The sequence below is a fragment of the Streptomyces sp. NPDC044003 genome, from assembly GCF_056435185.1.
In genome coordinates this window covers 50,857-70,164 of sequence record NZ_JBWKFA010000005.1, presented here as the reverse complement: position 1 = coordinate 70,164, position 19,308 = coordinate 50,857, and the positions used below count along the sequence as shown (strand labels likewise).

Sequence of the window (19,308 nt, the reverse complement as noted above, 5' to 3'; positions counted from 1 at the left end):
TCACCCCCTTCTCGATGACAGGGCGCTGGCGATCTCCTCGAGCGAGGCGAGCGTCCGCGCGGCATTCGGGTCGTCGGTGCTGGCCAGGTCGGCCACCAGGGTGGTCAGCCGTTCGGCGGCCGCCGCGTTCCGTCCGGCGGGGCCGGGCGGCGGGCCCGCCAGCGCCAGGGCCGCCGCGCACTGGCGCGCCAGTTCCGACACCAACTCCAGGCCGGAGGTCGTGCTGCGCGCGCCCAGCACCGGGTCGAGCACCTCCAGAACGCCGAAGACGGACCCGTCGGTGTCCAGCGGCGCGGCGATGATGGCCTTCGGTATCCGGCCGGTGGAGGCCGCGAAGTCCCGGTTGAACTGCGGGTGGTTGTCGAGGTTGTCGGCGATCACCGCCTCCCCGCTCTGGAAGACCCACCCGGCAATACCGCTGTAGTCGGGGATGGTCCAGCCCACCAGGCTGTCCTCCCGGGGGTCGGAGATCGCCTCCAGGACGAGTGCCCCGCCCTCCGCGTCGTGCAGGAAGACCGACGAGGCCGGAGCGCCGAAGACGAGCCGGGCCAGCCGGACGGTCGAGCGCAACACCTCGTCGCGCCGGGACAGCGGAGGGCCGCTGAGAGGGGCGTCATGCGCCGGATTCGTCATGGCCGGCTCCTTCGGCGGACGGGTCGGATGAGACGGATACGTCGGGTACGGCGGATGCATCGGACACATCGGACCGGGCGGGTCCGTCGGGTGGGTCCGGTACGGCGGAAGCGGTGACAGGGGTGGGGGCGCGAGGTGGGTCGGACGCATCGGTGAAGTTGTCCGAGAGGGAGGCGAGAACGTGCTTGACCTCGCTCACCGGAAGATGCGGATGCTTTCCGAGGATGCGGGCCACGAACCCGGTGACATGGGGGGTCGCGAAGCTGTTCCCGGAGAGGAACGACCGGCCGCCGTCCATCCAGGGGACCTCGATTCCGACTCCGGCCGCGAAGAATTCGACCGGGGGCTGCGGACTGACCTCGATGCGCTCCGCGTCGGCGATCTCGTGCGACCCGACGGAGATCACCGAGGGAAAGATCCAGGGATAGCTGCGGACCGGGCTGTTGTGCGCCGAGGCCACGATCGCCACCCGGTTGAAGTACGCCTCGTCCGCGATGTCGTGCAGTGAGGCCTTGAAGTCGCCCTTGCGGGAGGAGAGGCTGAGGTTGACGACATGGAAGCGCTCCGCCACCGCCCAGCGCAGGGCGGCCAGCAGCATGTTGCCGTCGCCCGCAAGTCGCGGCCCCAGGATGCGTACGCTGGTCAGGCTCACGTCCGGCGCGATCCGCCGGATGATCGCCGCGCACGCGGTGCCGTGACCGGCGGCGTCGCCCGCGTCGTCCGGGACGATCCGGTAGCTCGGCCGGCCGTCGTCCGCGGCGTCCTCCTGCTCGATGCGTTCCACCGCGTACGACCCCTCCAGGGGCCCGATCTCGGGATGGTCCGGCGTGACTCCGCTGTCGATGACGCAGATCCGGACTCCCGCTCCGCGCGACCCACCCCAGGCCCATTCCCGGTCCACCGCGGTGGAGGCCGCGACGGATGACCGGTCGACGAGTTCCCCGGCATTCATATGGGCGAATCGGATCGTTGTTCGACGAAACGCTGTAGTGGTCAATGGAGCCTTCCGGTCGCTCGTGGCTCTCGCATGGCGCGATACCGAACCGTCGGACTTGCCGGCCCGTCCCGCCGTCGAACAGCTGAGCGGTGCCCGCGGACCGATTCTGTACGAGGTGCCGGGCGGTCGGACATCCCAGTTGTCTGGGGTGCTTTCCGGCCGGTCCTGCCCCTCGCGGCGCGGAAACTGACAGTTCTCTGCGTTGGCGGGTCGCTTGCGTAGGACGAGGGGGAAGGGGGGAGGGGGAGGGCCGCCGTGGGTTCGATCGGTCGGCCCGGTCCGATCGGTGAGGGTGTCGTCCTGGCCGGCCGGGCCGGCACCGCGTGCTGATGTCGCTCGGCCTGCTGTGAGCGGGTAAGGCCCCACGGCTGTCGCCACGACCTGACGGCACCGGCGGGCCACGGTGCGGGCGGCGAGGAAGAGGGTCGGCCGGCGTGCAGGAATCCGTAGACTGGATGAGGAGTTCTCCGTCATCAGTCCGTGGGCCTGGGCTTCGAGGCGGACGGTGAAGCCGGTGCGCAGGAGGCGGATGCAGGCCGTGACCGCGGACGAGCGGACAGAGGCCGTCGTGGTGGACCCGCCCATGGTGACGGTCGGCATTGACCTGGCCGGCTACTCCGGAACGACCGGGGTCTGCCGCGTCACCTGGGCGGAGGAACCAGTCGTCGACATCCTCACCGCCAGAAACGACGAAGACCTGCTGGCGGCCATGCGGACCGCCGACAAGACCGGCCTGGATTCGCCCATCGGCTGGCCGGTGGCGTTCACGTCCCTGCTCACGGCCCACCAGACCGGCACGAAGCTGCCCGCACGCTCCCGCTACGTGCCGCACTCGGACGGTCGCGACGGGCTGGGCAGGTTCACTCATCGTCTGACCGACGACGTGGCCTGGAAACGCACCGGGGCCGGGAAACAGCGCCCTCTCTCGGTCGCCGCCGACAAGCTGGGCATCGTCGCCATGCGCGCGGTGGACCTCATGGAACGTCTGGCCGAGGCGGGTCCCGCCATCCCCCGAGACGGCTCCGGCTCGGTCGTCGAGGTCTACCCGGCGTACGCGCTGATTCAGTGGGGGCTTGCGAGCAAGGACAGCTACAAGGGCCCCAAACCCGCCGCACTCACCGCGAGGACCGGGATCCTTGCCGGCCTCGCCGACGGCTTGGGCCTCGACCTCGACGAACGCGTGCTCGACCGGTGCACGCGCAGCGACCACGACCTGGACGCCTTGATATCGGCGGTCGTCGCGCGGGCGGCAGCATGTGGAATGACCCATGCGTCGACGACCGAGGAGGAGCGTGCCATGGCAGCGGTAGAGGGCTGGATACACCTCCCTCGACGAGACGTTCCACTCAACGCTGTGCGGACCGGAGCAACTCCCTGACGCTCCTCACCAATCCGGCGGAGCCGCCCTGCAGGGCCGGCCGTGGTGAGGGCGAGCGGCCTGACGAGATCACACCACCGTGCACTCCAACAGGTGACTTTGTTCGCGAGAACCGGTTCTGGCTCAGGTTCTGTGGACCGGCCACGCTGAGTCACGGATCGGCACGTGGGCGCTCATGGACGGGCATGGCTCCGGAGAAATTGAGCCCGGAACCGGGGCCCCAGCTCGGGTGAGGCTCCCTCAGCCAGGGGCGACCTGATATGAGTTGATCATGAAGGCTGAAATTCCTGACCCGATGGAGCGCCTGCTCGCAGAGCGGGCCTGTGAGCGGCTGGTCGTCGAGTTCGTCCACCGGCTCGACCTCGGGAACCCGAGCTCGGTGGCGGACCTGTTCACGCGGGACGGCACCTGGGAATGGCCCGCCGGCGACCGCCGCATTGCGGGTCGCGACGCCCTCCGCACCTACTTCGGCGACCGGCCCGCAGACCGACTGTCACGCCGTATCTGCACCAACATCCTGGTTACTGTGACCTCTGCGGATACCGCCTCCGCCACCACCTACTTCACCACGTACCGCGTCGACGGCTACAGCGAGGGCCTCGTATCGCCGCGGCCCCCGGTTCAAGTAGGGCACTACGAAGATACGTTCCACAAGGTGGACGACACCTGGCTGCTCACCACTCGGACTCTCTTCCTCTCCTTCGCCGGTCCCACGGAACGCCTCGACGGGCCCGGCCAGTCATGAGCTCGGCTCCCGATAGGCCGGCAGTCAAGGGTCCTGTGTCACGGGGAGTGACACTCCACAGAACCTGAGCCAGAGCCCGAGAACGGTCCTAGCACAGATCTTGGGGAGCCGTCGCGGAGAGTGAAGGTTTCGTTCGATTGCAGGTGGCACGAGCCCGTTAGCGTTCCCGCATCCTGGTCCACCACCAGCCGAACATCGCCAACTCGATGTTGTTGGGGTCCGGCAGGGTTCGGCGCTCGAGCTCCGCATCGATGCGTGTGATCAGTCGTCCCAAGTCCCGTTGTGTTCCGGGAGGAAGGTGCCGCATCGCCCACTCGAGGTCATCACGCGCATCTCCCACCCCGGGTGATTCGAACTCGGAGGCATTCAGGTAGCGTCCAGGCTGCTTGAACGCCCGCTCAAAACACGAGAGCGCATTGGCGACCGCGTTGGGCCACATCTCTTGGTCTTCGACCCGGCGGATCGCTGCACGGGTCCGCGCGGAGACACCGCGGACCCTCAGCACCGGATACTGCCATCGTGGCCGCCATCGCTCTGCGCGGACGGCCTTGGGACGCCTACGCGGCATCGCCCTTTCGGATCAACATGTGGCCATCCTGCCACGGCTGGGAACCTGGATGGCCTTCTTCCGCACGCCCCCCATGGCAGATGTTCCAGCTTCTCGGATCTCGCGCAGATCCTGGGGGCGTCTCAGAGTGTTACTGGAGCAGGATCATCGATCACGTTGATCGCGTCCGCAAGCCAAGCGCGTGCCGGAGCTTCGAGCAGCGGCACTACGGCTTCGAAGGCTCACCAAACACACGATCCCGGCCTGGTTCCGGAGACCGGCGGCCGAATGACATCGAGAGCGAGGGAGCGAACCGCCTGCGCGCGATGATCATGAGTGCCAGAGTCGGGGCATGATCAGTGACGAGGCCGACGTGCAGCAGGGATCCGTCACCGACCTGGCGCGGCAGCGGTGGGGAGTCACGCCGGGCGGAGAGCACCCGGCGCGGTTCGCGGAGCCCGGATGGAGTTACGAGGAGACCGTAGACCGCCGCTGTCCCGCGTGCGGCGGCGAACTGCACGCCCTGCGCAGACCGTACGAGTCCCAGGGCCGCACCTACCAGTACACGGCGCTCGTCTGCCCCGCCTGTCCCACCGCCTTCACCCTCGCGGATCTCGGGGTGAAGCGGTACGACGAACTGACCGACGCCGTGCCCCGCCAGGCAGGGCGGGCGCCCCGGGCCCGTACGGCGCCCCCGCGCCTCGGGGCGCGCGCGGACGGGCCGAAGCCCACCGTGACCGCGATCGTCAGGGTCCCGGCGCAGCTGCGTCCGGGGGCGCGCCGCGGCCCGGCGTGGCCCGACGACCTCGTCGCGCCCGACGCGACCGAGCCGCGCGCCCTGTTGTGGTGCAAGGTCGCCGACCCCGCGTGGCGCCCGGCCGACGCGGCGCTCACCGCCGCCGAGGACGTGCGGGTGATCCTCCCCGAAGGCCCGGCGCACGAGAAGCTGCGGGCGTGGCTGAAGGAGCGGGACGTCCCGTACCGCGTCAGCCGTTACTGGGAGGAGGCCGGGCAGGTCGGCACGGTCTCCGACACCGGCGGCCGTACGGAGCTGGTCGCGGTCGGTCCGGACGGTGCGGCGCCCGCCCCCGGGGCCTGGGCGGCAGCGGCCCGGGACGCGTTCGCCGCCCAGTGGGACGCCTTGGAAGAGCTGCCGGACGGCGACGGCGATGGCGAAAGTGACGGTGACGGTGACGGTGGCGGCGACGCCTACGTGCCCGTCGGCGAGCTGGTGCCTACCGACTGGGCCGGGCTGCTGCCCCACCCGTCGTTCAACCCGGTGCAGGCCGCCGCCGTCCCGGTGGTGCTCGAAGAGACCGGGCATCTCGTCGTGGTGGCGCCGACGGGTGCCGGAAAGACCCCGATCGGGATGGTCGCGGCCCTCGCGGCGCACGCCCGCGGGCGCAAGGCGGCCTGGCTCGTGCCGCAGCGCTCGCTCACCGACGAACTCGACCGCGAGCTCCGGCTGTGGCGCCGCCACGGGCTGCGGGTGGTGCGCCTGACCGGTGAGGCCGCCGTGGACACCGAGCTGATCCGGTCGGCCGACGTGTGGGTGGCCACCACCGAGAAGTTCGAGTCCATCTGCCGCGCGGGCTCGCTGCGGGACGCTCTCGCGGAGGTCGGCTGCCTCGTGGTCGACGAGATCCATCTGCTCGGCGACCCGACCCGCGGAGCCGTACTGGAGGCACTGCTCGCCCGCGTACGGGAGGACAGCGCGGCCACCAGGATCGTCGGCCTGTCCGCGACGGTCGCCAACGCGGACGAGGTCGCCCGGTGGCTGGGCGCCCGCCTGATCCGCACCACCTGGCGGCCCACGCGGCTCACCTGGCAGCTCCCCCTGCTGCCCCAGGTCGACGAGACCGACTGGGCGGCGCGGGCCGCCGTCCGCACCGACGCCGCCGTACGCATCGCCCGGCAGGTCACCGGGGACGGCGGCAGCGTCCTCGTCTTCTGCGGCAGCAAGCGCCGGGTCCGGACCACGGCGCTCGCGCTGGCCGCCGACCGGGGCGTGCCCACCGCCGGCGTGGACGCCGACGACGCCGAAGCCGTGGAGCGGCTGTGCACCAAGGCGGGCGTACGGCTGCACTACCGGGACTGGCCGTACAAACGGGAGGCCGAGCAGGCCTTCCGCGCCCGCGAGGCGGAGATCCTGGTCGCCACCTCCACGGTGGCGGCCGGCGTCAACCTCCCCGCCCGCGCCGTGATCGTCTGCGACACCACCCTCGGTATGGACCGCGTCGAGGTGTCGATGGTCCAGCAGATGTTCGGCCGGGCCGGGCGCATCGGCGCCGGAGAGCGCGAGGGCTGGGCGTTCCTGCTCGCCGACCCGGCCGAACGGGCGCACTGGCAGGCCCGGTTGGCCGCCGGGTACACCGTGCGGTCGCGTCTCGACGACCACCTGGCCGACCACCTCCTCGCCGAGGCCGTGCAGGAGCGCCTGTCGACCCTGGAGGAGGCGGAGCGCTGGTGGGCCGGGACGTTCGCCGCGTACCAGGGGCACGACAGCGTCGAACCCCTGCACGAGGCGGCGCAGTTCCTCGCCTCCGTGGGCTGCCTGCGCCTCGCCTCCGACGAGGACCGCCTGGAACCCAGCGCGCTGGGCCGGCTGACCAGTCGCTTCATGGTCGACGCCACGCTCGCCGACGACATCGCGACGGCTTTGCGGCAGGCCCCGGTGCCCGAAGATCCGCTCGCCGCCGAGCAGTTGCTCGCGTCCCTGCTCAGCACCCGGCTGCCCGTACTCGAACAGGCGCCGTTCACCGAGCGGGGGAAGGCGGCCCTGCGCCGGGTGCTGCGCGAGGCCGACCACAAGGACGAAGACCCGGAAGACCCCTGGGGGTTGGGCCCGGCGCAGGAACCGGCCCAGGACGACGACGAGCAGCGGCCCCAGGCCGGAGACCTGGCCCGCGCGGTCCTGCACCTCGCGGCGACCCGTCCGCAGCTCTTCCGCGGCCGCCCCGCGTACGTCCTCGGCATCCCCGTGGACTCGATGACCGGCATCCTGGAGGAGGCCCAGCGCTATCTGGCCTGGCTCGGCGCACAGGGCCCGCTCGGCACCGTCCACCCCTGGGTGGCCGTCGTCGCGGCCGACCTCGCGCTCCGCATCCGCCGGCGCACCCTCGGGCCTCACCGAGGATCCGGACGCCTCCTCTGGATGTGCGAGCGCATGGCCACCGCCCCGCTCGCGCCCGACCTCGTCCCCCGCCTGTGGAGCGCGGCCCGGGCCCGCGGCATCGACGCACCCGACTGGAACGGCACGACGCCCCCGGGCGACTGCGCCCTGCCCCCCGACCGCTACCGCGCCCTCCTCGCGGAACGCGCCACCGGCGCACGCCTCACCCTCCGGGACGACACGGTCCGGGTGTGGGCCCCGCCGGGAGCCGTGATCCGCCTGTGGAACGGCGCGACCACCACCCTGCACCCCGCCGACGCCGAGGAGACCACGCTGCTCCTGCCACCCGCCGCCCCGGCCGACCCCTCGGCGGGTCGCCGCGGCGCGGCCGTCTTCACCCGCGGCGACCGACTGGCGACCGGGTGGCTGGAAGCGTACGCGGCCGTGCGTGACTGACCTGGTGGGTGCGGGGGCGCACCTGCCTCAGTTGGGTGCGCGGGGGCGCGCCTGCCCCGGGGGGTCCGGGGACGCGCCTGCCCCAGCGGGTGCGCAGGCGTGCGCCTGCCCCGGGGGGTCCGGAGACGCGCCTGCCCCAGCGGGTGCGGGGACTCGCCCGCCCCTTCCGCCCCGGGTACGGAGGGATCTCCTCACCGCCGCCGGCGGCACCACCCCCCGCCAGCCCGGAGACGTGACCGACGTCCTACCCCCGGGCCGCCCCCGTGGCGCAAGGTGGTCGGCATGACCTCCACCACCCACTCCCGTCTCCTCTCCCGCGCACGGACGGGCGGCCCCCGCGAGGACGGCCCCAAGATCCTGGAGCACGTCCTCGGCTGGACCCTGGTCGTCCTGCTCGCCGTCCTCGTCACCCGGGCCGGGCTCATGTGACCCGACGCCGGTCGACCGGCAACCGTGTGGATCCCCGGCGGCCACGTGATCCTTCGGCACGGAACGGGCATACTCCCCCCGATCGCAGCGCCCCGCGCGCCCGGCAGGGAGGAGCGTCCGGCCATGGCCGACAGCACCGCGGACGGCGTGGAGCGCCGGCTGCCCACCGACGAGGCCCGGGAACTGCTCTCCCTGGTGCGTGACATCGCCCGCCGGGAGATCGCCCCGCATGCCGCGGAGGAGGAGGCCGCAGGCCGCTTCCCCCGTGAGCTGTTCGCGCTGCTCTCCCGCTCCGGGCTGCTCGGACTGCCGTACGACCCCGAGTACGGCGGGGGCGGCCAGCCGTACGAGGTCTACCTCCAGGTCCTGGAGGAGCTCGCCGCCGCCCGGCTCACCGTCGGGCTCGGCGTGAGCGTCCACACCCTGTCCTGTCACGCGCTCGCGGGCTTCGGCACCGAGGAGCAGCGGGCCGCGCACCTGCCCGCGATGCTGGGCGGCGGGCTCCTCGGCGCGTACTGCCTGTCCGAACCCTCCGCCGGCTCGGACGCGGCGGCCCTGCGGACCAGGGCCGTCCGGGACGGTGACGGATGGGTCGTCGACGGCACCAAGGCCTGGATCACCCACGGCGGGATCGCGGACTTCTACACGGTCATGGCCCGCACCGGCGGCCCCGGCGCGCGCGGCATCACCGCCTTCCTCGTGCCGGGGGACGCGCCGGGGCTGAGCGCGGCCCCTCCCGAGCGGAAGATGGGCATGAAGGGCTCGCCCACTGCGCAGCTCCACTTCGACGGGGTACGGGTCGCCGACGACCGTCGTCTCGGCGCGGAGGGGCAGGGCTTCACGATCGCGCTCGACGCCCTGGACTCGGGCCGGCTCGGCATCGCCGCCTGTGCCGTGGGCCTGGCCCAGGCGGCCCTGGACGAGGCCGTCGCGTACGCGCGGGGGCGCCGCCAGTTCGGCCGGCCGATCGCCGACTTCCAGGGGCTTCGCTTCCTGCTCGCCGACATGGCGACCCGGATCGAGGCCGGCCGGGCGCTGTACCTGGAGGCGGCGCGGCTCCGGGACGAGGGGCGGGCCTTCGGCCGGTGCGCGGCGATGGCCAAGCTCTTCTGTACGGACGCCGCCATGCAGGTCACGACGGACGCGGTGCAGGTACTCGGCGGCTACGGCTACACGGCGGACTTCCCCGTGGAGCGGTATCTGCGCGAGGCGAAGATGCTCCAGATCGTCGAGGGGACCAATCAGATCCAGCGCGTGGTCATCGCCCGTCACCTGGTCGGACCAGAGTCCCGCTGACGCGCACCGTGCGGTCCGCCCAGACCGGTCCGGCGGCGAGCCGGGTCCACTCCTGGTCGCGGTGGCCGGGCAGGGTGCGGCCCTGGCTCGCCCAGAGGGAGAGCACGTCCCGGTAGATGGGCGGGTCGGCGGGGACGGGGGGTTTCACCTGCGCCGGTCCTCCTGCCTGCCCCTGCCCCTGCCCCTGCGCCGGTACGGGGACCGGGACCGGGACCGGCACGGGTACGGGGGCCGGGACGGGCACGGGTACGGGGGCCGGGACGGGCACGGGTACGGGGGCAGGTGCGGGTGTCTGCGTCTGTGCCGGTGTCTGCGCGGGCGACGGCGACGGCGACGGCACCGGCACCGGCGCCTGTACCTGTGCCTGCGCGGCCGACGGCGCCGTCGACGGCTCCATCGGCTGACGAACCGATTCTTCACCGCGCGGTTCGGCCTGCCGGTGCCGACCGTAACCGCTGGGAGTGGTGTACAGCGTGGTCATGCCCGGACCAACGCGCCCCGGCTGCCGGGGTCACCGCCGAGTGGATTCGAGCGGCAGTTCGCCCGGTACCCGGTGCACGACTCTGGCCCCCCGGACGAGAACTGACGTACCGTCAGATCCCACTTGCCGATCAGGAGGTCAGCCGTGGACGACGACCGGCCCGTCGCGCTCGACGAATACCCCGTGCACCAGGCACCGCTCTCGATGAAGCACCACGTCAGCGGCGACCGCAACGCCTACGACCGGTGCATCTTCCACGTCTTCGACCACGAAGGTCGAGCCCTGCTCATCGCCGGTCTCGGCGTCTACCCCAACACCGGCGTCGTCGACGCCTACGCCACCCTGCGCACCGGCGACCGGCTGCACGCCGTCCGCGCCTCCGACGCCCTCGGCGACGACCGGATGCGCCTCTCCGTCGGCCCGCTGACCATCACCGTCGACGAACCCCTCAAGCGCCTCTCCCTGACCTGCGCGGCCGATCCCGACGACCCCGACGGGCTCTCCTTCGACCTCGCCTGGACCGGCGACTTCCCCGCCGTCTGGGAGCCCCACCACACCCAGCGCCACGGGGGCAGGCTCACCCTCGAAGGCCGCCGCTTCGTCCAGGCCGGGCACTGCACGGGCACCATCAGGGCAGGCGGCGAGGAGTTCACCGTCACGGCGGGGGAGTGGACCGGCACCCGCGACCGCAGCTGGGGCGTCCGCCCGATCCCCGGCGAGGAACCCGGTCGCGCGGCCGAGTTCCGCCCCGAGGGCTTCCACTGGCTCTGGATCCCGATGCGCTTCGAGGACCGCTTCCTCATGGTCATCGCCCAGGAGGACGCCGACGGCTACCGCACCCTCAACGAAGCCCTGCTCGTACGGAACGGCCGCCGCGACGCCCAACTCGGCTGGCCCCGCACCGAGATCACCTACCGACCCGGCACCCGCCACCCCGAACGGGCCGTCGTCCACCTCACCGACCCGGCCGGGAAGCCCCTGGAGATCGGCGTCGAGATCCTCGCCTCCTCCCCGCTCGCCGTCGGCGCCGGCTACCCGCCCGCCACCGACTGGCAGCACGGCACCTGGCAGGGCCGCGGCTGGACCGACCGCCGCGTCTACGACCTCTCGGACCCGGCGGCCCACCCCATGGCCGTCTACGGCGTCACCGACCACGCGGCCCGCTTCACCCTCGACGGCCGCACCGGCTACGGCATCTTCGAGCACGGTTCCTTCGGCCGCCACGACCCCAGCGGCTTCGCCGATCACACCTCGACCGCGAACTGAGGAGCGTCCCTTGGCCACCGCGCCGCGCCCCCGCACCACCACCCGTGACCCCGAGGAGCTCGGCCGGCGGCTCACCGCCTGGCTGGACCGGCACCTGCCCGGGGCCGGGGTCGACGGCCTCGCCGTCCCCGGCTCCAACGGCATGTCCAGCGAGACCCTGCTCTTCGACCTCGACCACCCGGACGCCCCCGTGCGCGGCTGCGCCCTGCGGCTGGCCGCCGACCCCGCCGCTTACACCGTCTTCCCGGTCTACGACATGGCGCGCCAGCACCGGGTGATGCGCCTCGTCGGCGAGCACACCGACGTCCCCGTGCCGCGCGTGCTCTGGCTGGAGGAGGACCCGGAACCGCTCGGCGCGCCCTTCTTCGTGATGGCCCGCGCCGAGGGCCGCGTCCCGCCGGACGTCATGCCCTACACGTACGAGGGGAACTGGCTGCACGCCGCCACCGACGCCGAACGCGCCCACCTGGAGGCCGAGTCCGTCTCCGTACTGGCCAGGCTGCACGACCAGTTCCCCGCGAAGGAGGCCGAGTTCCTGCTCCCGGAAGGGGCCGGAAGCCCGCTGCGCCGGCACGTCGACGCCCAACGCGCCTACTACGCCTGGGTGGTGGAGGGCCTCGCGCCCTCGCCGCTCATCGAGTCGGCCTTCGACTGGCTGGAGGAGCACTGGCCGGCCGACGAGGGCCCCGCCGTCCTCGGCTGGGGCGACGCCCGCATCGGGAACATCGTCTACGACGGGTTCACGCCCGCCGCCGTCCTCGACTGGGAGATGGCGTCGTATGTCCCCCGCGAGGTCGACCTCGGGTGGACCGTCTACCTGCACCGCTTCTTCCAGGACCTGACCGTCGGCTTCGGCCAGCCCGGCCTCCCGGACTTCCTGCGGCGCGACGCGATCGAGCGGCGGTACGCGGAACTGACCGGGCACACCCCGCGCGACATGGAGTTCCACACGCTCTACGCGGCACTGCGGCACGCGATCGTGATGCTCAGGATCGCGTACCGCCAGGCCCACTTCGGCGAGGTCGAGGTGCCCGGTGACCCGGACGGGCTGATCCTGCACCACGCCACGCTCGCGGCGATGGTGCGGGGAAGCTACTGGTAGCCGGACGGCTCAGGCCGCGCGCCGCATCTGCGGCACCCGGATCGGACGCGAGCCCGGACCGCCGACGTGCGAGAAGGGCTGCGTGCGCCAGTCGAGGCCCTGGGGGAGCGTCAGGAGCAGCGCGGTGTCCTGCTCCTGGACGCCCAGGACGTCGTCGGCGGGGCGGGCCGCGGAGGCCGGGAGGCCCGTGCCCGGGCAGACCGTCAGGACGAAGGGGTTCCACTTCGTCGGGCAGAGGGCGTGCTCCGGCAGCGCGTCCTCGTCCGCGAGCAGCCCGATGGGCTGCACGCACTCCGGGCAGACGACCCGGAACATCTCAAAGGTGTCGTACGCGTCGAGCTCGTCGGACGTGTCGACCGAATCAACAGGCTCCTGCATTGGGAATCTCCCCCTCGGCTTGGTCGGCCGGATCTGTGCGGCCTCGACCACAGCAAGCACTTCCCATGCGGAACTCCGCATAACCGTGAGGCGAGACTTCGGGCACGGCGCAAACCTGTGGCGTTCGTCACATGCCTGTCGCAGGTGCCCCGTGACAGCCCATAGCGCCCTATATGGGCCGCCCCCGGCCGTGCCCGATTCCCTCCGGGGTCATAGGGTCACCGCATGGAGGAGCTGGATCGTCAGATCGTGGAGTTGCTCGTCAAGGACGGGCGCATGAGCTACACCGACCTGGGCAAGGCCACCGGCCTGTCCACGTCGGCGGTGCATCAGCGCGTCCGCCGCCTGGAGCAGCGCGGTGTCATCCGCGGCTATGCCGCCGTCGTCGACCCGGAGGCCGTGGGTCTGCCGCTCACCGCGTTCATCTCGGTCAAACCCTTCGATCCCAGCGCCCCGGACGACACCCCCGACCGGCTCGCCGACATCCCGGAGATCGAGGCCTGCCACAGCGTCGCGGGCGAAGAGAACTACATCCTCAAGGTCCGCGTCGCCACCCCGCTGGAACTGGAGCACCTGCTCACCCGCATCCGCTCCCAGGCGGGCGTCTCCAGCCGCACGACCGTCGTCCTGTCGACACCGTACGAGGCCAGGCCACCGCGCATCTGAGTGCGGGTCGGAACCGCCGAGGGGGACCTGCCGGACAAACCGGGTCCCGGCAGGTCCTAGGGGGTGTTTCGGGAGTCCCGCACAGCACCCCCTAGCCTGGTGGGCATGAGTGAGACCATGTCCTCCGGCGAACACCGCACCGTGCTGCTGCGCGGTGGAGAAGTCCACAGCCCCGCCGATCCCTTCGCCACCGCCATGGTGGTGGAGCGCGGGCACGTCGCCTGGGTGGGTTCGGAGGGCGCGGCCGACGCCTTCGCGTCCGGCGTGGACGAGGTCGTCGACCTGGAGGGCGCGCTCGTCACCCCGGCGTTCGTCGACGCGCACGTGCACACCACCGCGACCGGCTTCGCCCTCACCGGGCTCGACCTGTCCTCCGCCGCCTCGCTCGCGGAGGCCGCGGAGCTGATCCGGGCCCACGCCGCCGCCCGCCCCGAGGACCGCATCCTCATCGGCCACGGCTGGGACGCCTCCCGCTGGCCCGAGCGCCGCCCGCTCACCCGCGCCGAGCTCGACGAGCTCACCGGCGGCCGCCCGCTCTACCTGACCCGGATCGACGTCCACTCGGCCGTCGTCACCACCGCCCTCCTCGACCTCGTGCCCGGCGTCCGCGACCTCGACGGCTTCCACGACGGGCAGCGGCCGCTCACCGGCGACGCCCACCACGCCGTGCGCGCGGCCGCCTTCGCCGCCGTGTCGCCGCAGCAGCGCACCGAGGCCCAGCGCGCCGCCCGGCTCAAGGCCGCCTCCCTCGGCATCGGCACCCTCCACGAGTGCGGCGGACCGCAGATCTCCTCCGAGGAGGACTTCACCGGCCTCCTGGACCTCGCGCGCGAGGAGGCCGGACCCCGGGTCGTCGGCTACTGGGCCGACCTCGACGTCGAGCGGGCGCGGGCCCTGGGCGCCCTCGGCGCGGCCGGCGACCTCTTCGCCGACGGCTCGCTCGGCTCCCACACCGCCTGCCTCCACGAGCCGTACGCCGACCACACCGGGCACCGCGGCTCGGCCCACCTGGACGCGGCCACCATCGCCCTGCACGTCGTCGCCTGCACCGAGGCGGGCCTCCAGGCCGGTTTCCACGCCATCGGCGACGCCGCCGTGACCGCCGTCGTCGAGGGCGTCAGGGCCGCCGCCGACAAGCTGGGCCTGGCCCGCGTCCGGGCCGCCCGGCACCGTGTCGAGCACGTCGAGATGCTCACCCCCGAGACGATCGCCGCCTTCGCCGAGCTGGGCCTCACCGCCTCCGTCCAGCCCGCCTTCGACGCCCTCTGGGGCGGCGAGGTGGGCATGTACGCCGACCGGCTCGGCGCCGAGCGGGCCCGCACCCTCAACCCGTACGCGGCGCTCCTGCGCGCCGGTGTGCCGCTGGCCTTCGGCTCCGACAGCCCGGTCACCCCGCTCGACCCCTGGGGCACCGTCCGGGCCGCCGCCTTCCACCGGACCCCCGAGCACCGGATCTCCGCCCGCGCCGCCTTCACCGCCCACACCCGGGGCGGCTGGCGGGCCGTGGGCCGGGACGGCGCGGGGACGCTGGTCCCCGGCGCCCCCGCCGACTACGCGGTCTGGCGCACCGAGGAGCTCGTCGTCCAGGCGCCCGACGACCGGGTCGCCCGCTGGTCCACCGACCCCCGGTCCGGAACGCCCGGTCTACCCGATCTGTCGCCCGGCGTCGAACTCCCCGTCTGTCTGCGCACGGTGGTGTACGGGCAGACGGTGTTCGTGCGGCCGAACGAGTGATGTGGGGACTTTCCGTCCCCCGGACCGCGGTCCCGCACGTTTGTCCCCGACCTGCGGATCTTCCCCTCCGGCCTGGGCTTTTGGGAAGTCTTTCCAGGTCAAGCGGGTGTTGACAGTCGCCCGTCGGGGACGGGTAGGTTCACGGCGTCCACCACAGGACGTCCGACCGGACCGCACCCCCACGCCGTAGCCGAACGCCGCCCGCGCCCCGGCCGCGAGGGAAGGTTTCTCCGGCGGAAGGTGCGACCCGGGTGGGGCCCGGACGTTCAGTAGACAACGGCTCTCGGTCGACCCGCAGCCAGCGGATCCCAGGTCGGACCGAAGGACGCCGGGCCCCGCACCGCACGTCACCCGTGGAGCGCGCCCCGCGGGACCCGCCACCGCACCCGTCCCACCCGACCCGCCGCGCCGGAGCACTCCGGGGACCTCGCTATGGTGGGGGCCTGCGTATGTATCCGAAGGGGCAGTAGTGAACGACGGTGGCCAGAGGCGTTACGGCCCGCTCGGCAAGGCCTTGGTGATCATTCCGACCTACAACGAGGCGGAGAACATCAAGCCGATCGTCGCGCGGGTGCGGGAAGCCGTACCCGAGGCGCACATTCTCGTCGCCGACGACAACAGCCCTGACGGCACGGGCAAGTTCGCGGACGAGATCGCGTCCGAGGACGACCATGTGCACGTCCTGCACCGCAAGGGCAAGGAGGGGCTCGGCGCCGCCTACCTCGCCGGCTTCCAGTGGGGCATCGAGCAGGGCTACGGCGTCCTCGTCGAGATGGACGCCGACGGCTCCCACCAGCCCGAGGAGCTCCCGCGGCTGCTCACCGCCCTCAAGGGCGCGGACCTGGTCCTCGGCTCCCGCTGGGTGCCGGGCGGCCGGATCGTGAACTGGCCGAAGTCCCGCGAGTTCATCTCCCGGGGCGGCAGCCTCTACTCGCGCGTGATGCTCGACGTGCCGATCCGTGACGTCACCGGCGGCTACCGGGCCTTCCGCAAGGAGACCCTGGAGGGCCTGGGCCTGGAGGACGTGGCCTCGGCCGGCTACTGCTTCCAGGTCGACCTGGCGCGCCGCGCGGTCGCCGCCGGCTTCCACGTCGTCGAGGTCCCGATCACCTTCGTCGAGCGCGAGATCGGCGACTCGAAGATGAGCCGCAACATCGTCGTCGAGGCGCTGTGGCGGGTCACCGGCTGGGGCCTGACGGCGCGCGCGGAGAAGGTCGGCAAGCTGCTCGGCCGCAAGTCCTCCTGACCTCGCGTACTGATCCTTCCTTTACGACGTTCCGGCGGGGCGCCAGGCACACTGGGGACCATGACGACCGGCGCACCGCCTCCCCTCGCCCCGAAGCGCTCACGCGCGCGTACGTACCTTCCGCTCGGCGTCGCCGCCTGGCTGGTCCTGGAGATCTGGCTGCTCACGGTGGTGGCGAACGCGGCGGGTGGACTGACCGTCCTCGCCCTGCTCGTCGGCGGCGCCGTGCTCGGCGCCGCTGTCGTCAAGCGGGCGGGCCGCCGTGCCTTCCGCAACCTCACCTCGACCTTCCAGCAGGCCCAGGCGGCCGCGCAGAGCGGCGTGGCGCCCTCGCCCGCCGACCGGGCCGGCGCGGACGACCGCAACGGCTTCCTGATGCTCGGCGGCCTGCTCCTGATGATCCCCGGCCTCCTCTCGGACGCGGCCGGCCTGCTCCTGCTGATCCCGCAGGTCCGCTCGTTCCTCGGGCGGTACGCGGAGAAGGCCGTCGAGCGCCGGATGAGCGCCGCGCCTGCCGGCAGCCTCCAGGACGCCTTCCAGCAGGCCCGTATCCACCGGCCGGACGGAAAGGTGGTCCAGGGTGAGGTCATCCGCGAGGACACGCCCCAGGGCCCGCGCCGGGCCGACGAGCCGCGGCCGCCCCTGATGCCCTGACCTCACACGTGCCCCGGAGCTTTCCCAGGAAGGCTCCGGGGCAGCTGTGTCCCGCTTCGCGGGAAAAGCTCCGGGCGCGCGGGGCACGGAAACGCCGCGGGGCCCGGTACACGATGTGTGTACCGGGCCCCGCGGCGTTGTGCTCGTGCGGCGGACCGCTAGGCCGACTTGCGGCTGTCGCGCGGATGCACGGCGATGTTCATGGCGCCGGAGCGCAGGACGGCCAGCCTCTCGGCGAGGACCTCCTCCAGCTCCTCGCGGGTGCGCCGCTCCATGAGCATGTCCCAGTGCGTACGCGCAGGCTTGCCCTTCTTCTCCTCAGGTCCGTCCCCGTCCACCAGGAGTGCCTGGATTCCGCAGACCTTGCACTCCCACTCCGGCGGAATCTCCGCCTCGACCGAGAAGGGCATCTCAAATCGATGTCCCTTCTCGCATGCGTACTCCACCGCCTGGCGCGGGGCCAGATCGATGCCGCGGTCGGTCTCGTAGCTCGTCACCACGAGGCGCGTGCCGCGAAGAGCTCGCTCACTCATGAATCGTGCCTCCCGGGCTTGTCGCCCACAGGACAGGTGTCGCTGTCGTCGTTATCCGGTCAACGTCCGGTCGGCGGTAAAGATTCCCGTGCCGGGTCATGCGTCGCCCGTCGTGCCGCCCCTTGTTGTACCCACCAGTGCCCGTTTTGTCACATCTGACGGCAGATGTGACCCAGTGTCTTCACCAAAGCAGCACGCAGTAACGGTCCGCCTGGCAGGCCAAACGCGTACACTACCGCCCTTTCACCGCCACGTCTAAATACGGTCGGGTATCGGGTTCCCCGCGGCCTCCACCGCACGCCGGACCGGGACCCGGGCGAGCAGCGCGAAACCGACGGCGAAGAAGATCACCAGGGAGATGATGGCATCCCGATAGCTTCCGGTCAGCTGATACGCGAGACCGAACACGAGCGGACCCAGCCAGCTGAGCCCCCGGTCGCTCATCTCGTACGCCGAGAAGTACTCCGCCTCCTTGCCGCGCGGCACCAGATGCGAGAACAGCGAGCGCGACAGGGCCTGGCTGCCGCCCAGGACGAGGCCGATCGCGGCCGCCAGGCAGAAGAAGAACACCGGCGAGCCGGCCGGCAGGAAGTAGCCCGCCGCCAGGATCAGCGTCCAGACCGCCAGCGAGGCCAGAATCGTCTGCTTGGCGCCGTACACCCGGGCGAGTCGCCCCATCCCGAGGGCCCCCGCCACCGCGAGCACCTGGACGAGGAGGACGGCTGTGATCAGCGTCGTCTGGTCCAGGCCCAGCTCCTCGGAGCCGTACACGGAGGCCTGGGAGATCACCGTCTGCACGCCGTCGTTGTAGATCAGGTAGGCGAGGAGGAAGGAGAGCGTCAGCGGGTGCCGGCGCATGTCCTTCAGCGTCGCCCGCAGCTGGCGCCAGCCACTTCCCACCGCGCCCTCGCCGGCCTGCCCGACCCCTTCCGGGCGGACCTGCCGGTCGCGCAGCCGGCGCAGCGGCACGAGCGTGAAGGCGCCCCACCACACACCGGCCGAGGCCAGGCAGATCCGGACCGCCTCGCCCTCCGTGAGGCCGAAGGACTCGTGGCCCGAGTACAGGACCAGGTTCAGGACGAGTACCAGCGCCCCGGACGTGTAGCCGAAGGCCCAGCCGCGCGAGGACACCGCGTCCCGCTCGTCGGGCTCCGCGATCTGCGGGAGATAGGCGTTGTAGAGCACCATCGAGACCGACAGCGAGGCGTTCGCCACGATCAGCAGGAAGGCGCCGAGGAGATAGCGCTCGCCCGCGAGGAAGAACATCCCCGTCGTGGCCGCCGCCCCCACGTACGCCGCCGCCGCGAGCAGCGGCTTCTTCCGGCCCGTACGGTCCGCCACGGCGCCCACCAGGGGCATCACCAGGACCGCGACCACGATCGACACGGACACGGCGTACGCGAAGAGCGAGCCCGCCCGCACCGGGATCCCCAGCGGGTGCACGAAGCCCTCGGCGTCCGCCGCCGCCCGCGCCACCGAGGTCAGGTACGGCCCCAGGAACACGGTCAGCACGCTCGTCGAGTACACCGAGCACGCGAAGTCGTAGAAGTACCAGCCCCGCTGCTCGCGTTTCCGCTCGGCAGGGCCGGTGGCGTACTCCTCCGGCTCGGTGGTGTCAGCGGTCACGGCCGCGCCCTCCTCGTTCGTCCCCGTGG

Annotated in this window: 17 protein-coding genes; 11 read left to right on the top strand and 6 right to left on the bottom strand. The window is 72.2% G+C overall.

The features are described 5' to 3' along the window. The gene (locus AC07AW_RS20775; protein WP_478816959.1) at positions 1-633 is read right to left on the bottom strand and encodes a GAF domain-containing protein; all 633 of its coding nucleotides are present in this window, start codon (positions 631-633) and stop codon (positions 1-3) included. Next, positions 614-1,585 (bottom strand): S8 family serine peptidase, encoded by a 972-nt coding sequence (locus AC07AW_RS20770; RefSeq protein ID WP_478816958.1) that lies wholly within the window; start codon positions 1,583-1,585, stop codon positions 614-616. The genes AC07AW_RS20775 and AC07AW_RS20770 overlap by 20 nt, the downstream gene beginning before the upstream one ends. A gap of 574 nt (positions 1,586-2,159) precedes the next feature. Here AC07AW_RS20770 and AC07AW_RS20765 point away from each other — a divergent pair. The 5 genes from AC07AW_RS20765 (at position 2,160) to AC07AW_RS20745 (ending at position 9,593) form a co-directional block, all read left to right on the top strand. Next, positions 2,160-3,008: a DUF429 domain-containing protein gene (locus AC07AW_RS20765; protein ID WP_478816957.1), complete on the top strand. Its 849-nt coding sequence runs from the start codon at positions 2,160-2,162 to the stop codon at positions 3,006-3,008. Positions 3,009-3,279: 271 nt separating this feature from the next. Next, positions 3,280-3,753, top strand: coding sequence for a nuclear transport factor 2 family protein (locus AC07AW_RS20760; RefSeq protein WP_478816956.1), 474 nt, complete (start codon positions 3,280-3,282; stop codon positions 3,751-3,753). 899 nt (positions 3,754-4,652) lie between these two features. Next, complete coding sequence (locus AC07AW_RS20755; protein WP_478816955.1) at positions 4,653-7,868, top strand: DEAD/DEAH box helicase; 3,216 nt, start codon at positions 4,653-4,655, stop codon at positions 7,866-7,868. A gap of 282 nt (positions 7,869-8,150) precedes the next feature. Then, positions 8,151-8,297, top strand: coding sequence for an SCO1431 family membrane protein (locus AC07AW_RS20750; protein WP_478816954.1), 147 nt, complete (start codon positions 8,151-8,153; stop codon positions 8,295-8,297). Between the two features lie 123 nt (positions 8,298-8,420). Next, positions 8,421-9,593, top strand: a complete 1,173-nt coding sequence (locus AC07AW_RS20745; RefSeq protein ID WP_478816953.1) for an acyl-CoA dehydrogenase family protein — start codon at positions 8,421-8,423, stop codon at positions 9,591-9,593. Here AC07AW_RS20745 and AC07AW_RS20740 read toward each other — a convergent pair. Beyond that, positions 9,556-9,741, bottom strand: coding sequence for a hypothetical protein (locus tag AC07AW_RS20740; protein WP_078954047.1), 186 nt, complete (start codon positions 9,739-9,741; stop codon positions 9,556-9,558). The two genes, AC07AW_RS20745 and AC07AW_RS20740, sit on opposite strands and share 38 nt — an antisense overlap. 537 nt (positions 9,742-10,278) lie before the next feature. Between AC07AW_RS20740 and AC07AW_RS20735 the strand changes: the two genes are divergently transcribed. After that, on the top strand, positions 10,279-11,340 hold the full coding sequence (locus AC07AW_RS20735) for an Rv3169 family protein (RefSeq protein ID WP_478817384.1): 1,062 nt from the start codon (positions 10,279-10,281) through the stop codon (positions 11,338-11,340). A 10-nt stretch (positions 11,341-11,350) separates the two neighbouring features. Beyond that, positions 11,351-12,442 carry a phosphotransferase family protein gene (locus AC07AW_RS20730; RefSeq protein ID WP_478816952.1) on the top strand — a complete coding sequence of 364 codons (1,092 nt, stop codon included), beginning with the start codon at positions 11,351-11,353 and terminating at the stop codon, positions 12,440-12,442. A 9-nt stretch (positions 12,443-12,451) separates the two neighbouring features. Here AC07AW_RS20730 and AC07AW_RS20725 read toward each other — a convergent pair whose 3' ends face one another. After that, on the bottom strand, positions 12,452-12,820 hold the full coding sequence (locus AC07AW_RS20725) for a hypothetical protein (protein ID WP_478816951.1): 369 nt from the start codon (positions 12,818-12,820) through the stop codon (positions 12,452-12,454). 225 nt (positions 12,821-13,045) lie between these two features. Between AC07AW_RS20725 and AC07AW_RS20720 the strand changes: the two genes are divergently transcribed. The 4 genes from AC07AW_RS20720 to fxsA all read left to right on the top strand — a co-directional run bounded on the left by AC07AW_RS20720 (position 13,046) and on the right by fxsA (position 17,120). Then, a complete protein-coding gene (locus AC07AW_RS20720) occupies positions 13,046-13,486 on the top strand; it encodes an Lrp/AsnC family transcriptional regulator (RefSeq protein WP_123450256.1) in 441 nt (146 codons plus the stop codon). A 105-nt stretch (positions 13,487-13,591) separates the two neighbouring features. Beyond that, on the top strand, positions 13,592-15,220 hold the full coding sequence (locus AC07AW_RS20715; protein ID WP_478816950.1) for an amidohydrolase: 1,629 nt from the start codon (positions 13,592-13,594) through the stop codon (positions 15,218-15,220). Between the two features lie 469 nt (positions 15,221-15,689). Beyond that, positions 15,690-16,466, top strand: a complete 777-nt coding sequence (locus AC07AW_RS20710; protein WP_478816949.1) for a polyprenol monophosphomannose synthase — start codon at positions 15,690-15,692, stop codon at positions 16,464-16,466. 60 nt (positions 16,467-16,526) lie between these two features. Beyond that, positions 16,527-17,120 (top strand): FxsA family membrane protein, encoded by a 594-nt coding sequence (fxsA, locus tag AC07AW_RS20705; protein ID WP_478816948.1) that lies wholly within the window; start codon positions 16,527-16,529, stop codon positions 17,118-17,120. 158 nt (positions 17,121-17,278) lie between these two features. On the opposite strand, the gene AC07AW_RS20700 is transcribed toward fxsA, so the two are convergent. Both AC07AW_RS20700 and AC07AW_RS20695 read right to left on the bottom strand, forming a co-directional pair. Continuing rightward, positions 17,279-17,653, bottom strand: a complete 375-nt coding sequence (locus tag AC07AW_RS20700; protein ID WP_015032218.1) for an RNA polymerase-binding protein RbpA — start codon at positions 17,651-17,653, stop codon at positions 17,279-17,281. Positions 17,654-17,908: 255 nt separating this feature from the next. After that, on the bottom strand, positions 17,909-19,279 hold the full coding sequence (locus AC07AW_RS20695; protein ID WP_478816947.1) for an MFS transporter: 1,371 nt from the start codon (positions 19,277-19,279) through the stop codon (positions 17,909-17,911). Positions 19,280-19,308 lie beyond the last annotated feature (29 nt).

What these genes read in the sequence shown, in the direction of transcription:
- AC07AW_RS20775 (WP_478816959.1), bottom strand. Translation starts at nt 633, where the DNA reads ATGACGAATCCGGCGCATGACGCCCCTCTCAGCGGCCCTCCGCTGTCC.
- AC07AW_RS20770 (WP_478816958.1), bottom strand. Translation starts at nt 1,585, where the DNA reads ATGAATGCCGGGGAACTCGTCGACCGGTCATCCGTCGCGGCCTCCACC.
- AC07AW_RS20765 (WP_478816957.1), top strand. Translation starts at nt 2,160, where the DNA reads ATGCAGGCCGTGACCGCGGACGAGCGGACAGAGGCCGTCGTGGTGGAC.
- AC07AW_RS20760 (WP_478816956.1), top strand. Translation starts at nt 3,280, where the DNA reads ATGAAGGCTGAAATTCCTGACCCGATGGAGCGCCTGCTCGCAGAGCGG.
- AC07AW_RS20755 (WP_478816955.1), top strand. Translation starts at nt 4,653, where the DNA reads ATGATCAGTGACGAGGCCGACGTGCAGCAGGGATCCGTCACCGACCTG.
- AC07AW_RS20750 (WP_478816954.1), top strand. Translation starts at nt 8,151, where the DNA reads ATGACCTCCACCACCCACTCCCGTCTCCTCTCCCGCGCACGGACGGGC.
- AC07AW_RS20745 (WP_478816953.1), top strand. Translation starts at nt 8,421, where the DNA reads ATGGCCGACAGCACCGCGGACGGCGTGGAGCGCCGGCTGCCCACCGAC.
- AC07AW_RS20735 (WP_478817384.1), top strand. Translation starts at nt 10,279, where the DNA reads ATGAAGCACCACGTCAGCGGCGACCGCAACGCCTACGACCGGTGCATC.
- AC07AW_RS20725 (WP_478816951.1), bottom strand. Translation starts at nt 12,820, where the DNA reads ATGCAGGAGCCTGTTGATTCGGTCGACACGTCCGACGAGCTCGACGCG.
- AC07AW_RS20720 (WP_123450256.1), top strand. Translation starts at nt 13,046, where the DNA reads ATGGAGGAGCTGGATCGTCAGATCGTGGAGTTGCTCGTCAAGGACGGG.
- AC07AW_RS20715 (WP_478816950.1), top strand. Translation starts at nt 13,592, where the DNA reads ATGAGTGAGACCATGTCCTCCGGCGAACACCGCACCGTGCTGCTGCGC.
- fxsA (WP_478816948.1), top strand. Translation starts at nt 16,527, where the DNA reads ATGACGACCGGCGCACCGCCTCCCCTCGCCCCGAAGCGCTCACGCGCG.
- AC07AW_RS20700 (WP_015032218.1), bottom strand. Translation starts at nt 17,653, where the DNA reads ATGAGTGAGCGAGCTCTTCGCGGCACGCGCCTCGTGGTGACGAGCTAC.